Source organism: Streptomyces cahuitamycinicus (genome assembly GCF_002891435.1).
GTDB classification, from domain to species: domain Bacteria; phylum Actinomycetota; class Actinomycetes; order Streptomycetales; family Streptomycetaceae; genus Streptomyces; species Streptomyces cahuitamycinicus.
Genome location: NZ_POUC01000579.1, coordinates 1 through 3,991, shown reverse-complemented (window position 1 = coordinate 3,991; position 3,991 = coordinate 1). Strand labels below are relative to the sequence as shown.

Sequence of the window (3,991 nt, the reverse complement as noted above, 5' to 3'; positions counted from 1 at the left end):
ACAGGGCCCCTTCGGTCACCAGTGTGTTGAGTGGAATCACCACACCAACGACGAGGGGCCCTGCCTCGTCACCACACCCGCTGACCAGCCCATTTCACCCTCCAGCACAGGATGAAAGAGGCTCAGTGAACCTCTTTCATCCTGAATAGCTGCAGGAAAGCAGTGTGTGGACAGCCTGGACGATGGTGCCGATACGGCGGGTGGAGCAACGGGCCCGGCGGAGCATTCGCCAGGACTTCAGCTAAGCGAAGGCGCGTTCGCCGGGTGCTCGCAGACGGGCGTGGTCGCGGTTGAACTGCTGGTAATGCTCGGGCTGTTCGCTGTGGTGGTAGTAGGGAGTTCGAAATGCGGCGCCGGCGCCCTGGTAGGCGCGGTCGGCGAGAACCGCAGCCGCCGGTCCAGGTGGCGAGGAGTGTCTGCAGTTCCCGGACTACTTGGTAGAGGCTCAGTCCTGCGGCACGTCTCTTGGGTCGCGTGCCAGTCGTTGCAGGGTGCAGAAGGCGTGGGCGGCGGAGACGAGGGTGACGTGGTGGTGCCAGCCGCTCCAGGTGCGGCCTTCGAAGAGGGCCAGGCCCAGGGCCTGTTTCATCTCCCGGTAGTCGTGTTCGCTGCGCCATCGCAGCTTGGCCAGCCGCACCAGGGTGGCCAGCGGCATCCCGGAGGGCAGGTTGGAGAGCCAGAACTGCACCGGTTCGCTCTCGCCGGCCGGCTATTCGGCCAGCAGCCAGCGCTCAGGCGGCTCAGGACCGTCGCTGGTCTTGCGGATTCCGCGTCCGGCGGGCCGGATCCGCAGGGCGACGAACCGCGCGTACATGCGCTTGAAGCCACTCTGGCCTTTGCCGGGCCGGGAGCCCTCCCGCCAGGACACCGGCCTGGCGGCCGTCCGGCCGGCCGCGATGACCAGGTCCTTCACGCTCTGCGCAGACTCGGCGTACTGCATTTTCGGTGGTCGTCCGGTGCCCGCGTAGGCGGGCTGGACGATCCGGGCGTCGGCGGGATGGGCGCTGTGGCGGGAGGAAATCCCCCCGCGTAGGGCAGCTTGCGTTCCTCCAAGCCGAGCTCGTGCACGGTAGGCGGTGAGCTCGACTCGTGGAACCCTCCCAGGGACAGGTCGCGAAGGACTCTGCCTGGTCCTCGGCTACGAAGGCGATCCGTTTGATCCCCTCTTCGGCGCTGTCCTCGACCGGCCCTGAGATCCGCCTCCCGCTCCCGTTCCCGTTCCGCCCCGCCGCTGACCGCCTTGATCACCACCAGCAGCCGGGCTGCCGCATCCGCACTCCCGACACCTGGCGGGGGTGGGGGACGCAGCTGACCGAGGCACGCCGGTGCACAAACGGCCTGTCGCGGTGAAGGCCGGCGGGGTGACGGGGCGCCACGGATCTGCTGCAGGCTGCTCGTCCCTGGGGTCGCGGTTCTTGCTGCGCTGCTGAGACCGCGTGCGCGTGGGGTGCGGCTCACCGGTCTCCGCGCGGGCCGATACCGGACCCGGCGCCAGGCTGGCCTGCGGGCGTCAGGTGGTGGTGGGCCAGGTCCGCAGCAGAGCGGCAATGTTCCCGGCGGTGCAGGCGGGGTCGAGGAGCAGGTTCTTGAGGGCGACGGCGTCCTCGTGGCCGGGCTTGACGGAGATCCCGGCGGCTTCGAGGTACATGACGCCGGACGCGGCGGCGACGGCCATGTTGGAGCGCTCCAGCCAGCGGCATCGGCCCAGGGTGTGCACCAGGGCGGCGGCCTTGGCATAGGGGCCGTCGTAGACGGGGTGCTCAAACAGCTCGGCCCGGTGGCGGGCAACCGCCGAGACCGGGACACCGTAGTCATCGGGGGCCGGATCGTCCGCCCCAGCGGCCTCGGCGACCTGCAGGATCCAGGGAACGTCGATGTGCAGGTCCATCAGGCCGCGCGTGCTCCCCGGTGTGCCTGCTGGGCCTCTTCGGCCTCATCGAAGACCGCCTGGTGGTCGGCCAGGAAGCGGGCGGCCGCCCCCACCGCTCGGGCACGCAGCCCGCTGGCGTCGTCCTGCACCAGCCGCGCGAGGTAGTCCCCGATACTCAGCCCCAAGTCGGCGGCGCGCATCTTTGCGAGTTCCGCGACGTCTTCGTCCACGCGGGCGCCCAGTTGTGTCTTAGCCATACCAGCATGGTAACAGCTGTTACCGAGATCGTACCCGCGCAGGGACCTCGGGCCGGGCGCCGCTGCGGTTCGGCGCCCGCGAGCTCAGAAGACCCCGTTGCGTCGCCCTCCGCCCGCACGCTGGCGGCCTGCGCCACCGCCGCGATCATGGCGTCGCTCGCCGCCTGTTCTTCTACCGGCACGTCGCTGAGGTGCAGACGTCCCTCACGCACAGTAACGCCAGCCGCCGCATTGGCCGGGCCACCGTCAGGCCGGCGCTGCTCTCGCGCGGGCGCGCTCGAGCTGGCACTGAGGGACGGTGACACCCGGTTGGCGGTGGCCGTGCTCGACCTAAACGACCTAAACCCCCGTACGTCGGGCATCGGGCCACGAGACGGCGGTCGCGGTGGTGGCCGCGGTGACGGCGGCCAGACGCTCGTAATCGAGCGTCCTCGGCAAGTCCGTCAACCGATGGTAGTGCGGATTGCGGAAGTTCGCGGTGTCCGTAAGCATCAACGCGGGGATCCCACGGTTCCAGAACGGTGCGTGGTCGCTGCGTCCCAGGTGGCCCGCGGGCGGCACGGCCAGTCCGATGAGCAGGCCCAACAGGCCGTCGGGTCGCGGATCTCGCAGCAGCAGACCCGGGACCGCCGGAGACGCCGCCGCGGCGGCCCGCTTCCACTCCTCGGCGGCCCCCGCCGAGGAGCGCCGGTGCACGACGAGGGTGAAGTCGCCCCGGTAGCCGCCCGCCTGGGCCTCGGCGGACGCCTCGGGGAAGATCCGCTCGAAGCCGGCGGGCAGGCGCTGCGTTCCCGGGTCGTCCACGAAGTAGCCGACCGACTCCAGGCAGATCATCCCCCGCACACCGCCGCGGCGGCCCAGTTCACGGGCCGCCTGACGGGCCCCGATCAGTCCGAGTTCCTCCATGTCGAACACGGCCAGGACCACGTGCGGGGGCACGGGCGCCTCGGACAGCAGGCGCGCCATCTCCAGGAGCACCGCCACGCCCGAGGCGTTGTCGTCCGCGCCTGGACTGCCGCTGACGCTGTCCAGATGGGCACCGACGACCACGGGCGGCCCGTCGCCGGATCCGGGCAGCGAAGCGATGAGGTTCGCTCCGCGCAGGCGCCGGTGAAGCCGCGGTTTGAGGGCGAGGGCCCGGTGGCCGTGTCGGTCCGTCGAGCCGATCTGCCAGCGGGCGTCGAACGGATGTCGCTCCACGAGCCAGCCCGCGGCGGTCAGTTCGTCATGGACATATGCCTCGGCGCGCTGCATCGCCCGAGGTGTCCGCAGCCGACTGCGCGGCTCGGCGGCGAGGAACTCCACGTGCTGCCGTAGTCGGGCGGCTTCCGGAAGCGGTTCCCGACCGTGCGTCGCCGTCGAGTCGTTGGTCACTGGCACTCCGATCTGTGCGGGATCCTGGACGCCGGACCAGCAAACAGTCCCCTGGCACGGTGCTGACCAAGGAGCCTCAGCGGGTCTGTCGATCGCCCGCGTGTGTCTCGCTGACGTCATTAACGCAGAGACCGCACCCCGGTTGTCTGGGGTGCGGTCTTGTTGGAGCGCCGGGCAGGCCTTGCACCTGCATCTCCCCACAGGAAGTGGGGCGTCTTTCCTTGGACCACCAGCGCGAGGCACACCTGCGGTTTTCTGCCGCACGCTCAAGATCAATGTAGTGCAGGACTGCAACCAGCGCGCTGCGCCGCGCGAGAAGGTCACGCGCGTGTGCCGGTTATGGCGGCAGGGCCCCTCTGTGAGCTTGAGTTCTAGTAGTCGTCGCAACACCCCAGCTCAGGGGATGCGATGGACTTCGAGGTCCGCAAGGTCAGACATGGAGGGGGCGGTCGTCGCCTGACTCGTGAGCGGGAGGTATATCTCCAGCTCA

The 3,991-nt window shown here is 69.8% G+C and carries 3 protein-coding genes and 2 pseudogenes; all 5 read right to left on the bottom strand.

Features of this window, described 5'->3' with window-relative positions; all coding sequences use genetic code 11:
• Window positions 1–136: 136 nt before the first annotated feature.
• Window positions 137–385, bottom strand: a pseudogene (locus tag C1J00_RS39590) (transposase family protein); the annotation flags it as partial.
• A 60-nt stretch (window positions 386–445) separates the two neighbouring features.
• Window positions 446–1,056, bottom strand: a pseudogene (locus C1J00_RS39585) (IS701 family transposase); the annotation flags it as partial.
• A 454-nt stretch (window positions 1,057–1,510) separates the two neighbouring features.
• Window positions 1,511–1,888 (bottom strand): fic family toxin-antitoxin system, toxin component, encoded by a 378-nt coding sequence (locus tag C1J00_RS39580; RefSeq protein WP_102913699.1) that lies wholly within the window; start codon window positions 1,886–1,888, stop codon window positions 1,511–1,513.
• Window positions 1,888–2,127, bottom strand: a complete 240-nt coding sequence (locus C1J00_RS39575) for a hypothetical protein (RefSeq protein WP_102913698.1) — start codon at window positions 2,125–2,127, stop codon at window positions 1,888–1,890. The genes C1J00_RS39580 and C1J00_RS39575 overlap by 1 nt, the downstream gene beginning before the upstream one ends.
• Window positions 2,128–2,466: 339 nt before the next feature.
• Window positions 2,467–3,501 (bottom strand): M28 family peptidase, encoded by a 1,035-nt coding sequence (locus C1J00_RS47780; protein ID WP_102913697.1) that lies wholly within the window; start codon window positions 3,499–3,501, stop codon window positions 2,467–2,469.
• Window positions 3,502–3,991 lie beyond the last annotated feature (490 nt).

What these genes read in the sequence shown, in the direction of transcription:
- C1J00_RS39575 (WP_102913698.1), bottom strand. Translation starts at nt 2,127, where the DNA reads ATGGCTAAGACACAACTGGGCGCCCGCGTGGACGAAGACGTCGCGGAA.
- C1J00_RS39580 (WP_102913699.1), bottom strand. Translation starts at nt 1,888, where the DNA reads ATGGACCTGCACATCGACGTTCCCTGGATCCTGCAGGTCGCCGAGGCC.